Below are 292 nucleotides of genomic sequence, written 5' to 3' on the forward strand. Positions count from 1 at the left end.
GGTGATTTAGTAGCTGAAATTGCTCCACTCATCATTGTCCACCAGTGCCAGATAGGTCCTGCCCCGGTTCAGGGTCAACTCCTCGCCGGTTTCGGTGTAGAGCTTGAGCGGATGGGTGGGATGCGGCTTCTCCCAGCGGCCCACCTGCACGCCGCCCCGTGTGAAGAGGTACGCCTGCCCACCGGCCACATCGTTGACCGACTGGACTTCGTGAGAATCGCCCGCATAGGCGGCGATCTCGGCAAAGCAGACCACCACGTTGTCAAAGGTCAGCTGCTTGCCGGTCAGCTCG

The 292-nt window shown here is 61.0% G+C and carries 1 protein-coding gene; it reads right to left on the reverse strand.

What is annotated here, in order from left to right:
• Window positions 1-6 precede the first annotated feature (6 nt).
• The coding region (locus P0G09_RS19945; RefSeq protein WP_275253540.1) for a DUF3048 C-terminal domain-containing protein at window positions 7-292 on the reverse strand (286 nt) is incomplete at its 5' end.

The sequence above is a fragment of the Faecalibacterium sp. DFI.5.82 genome, from assembly GCF_029076575.1.
In the GTDB taxonomy this organism is placed as follows: domain Bacteria; phylum Bacillota; class Clostridia; order Oscillospirales; family Ruminococcaceae; genus Faecalibacterium; species Faecalibacterium duncaniae.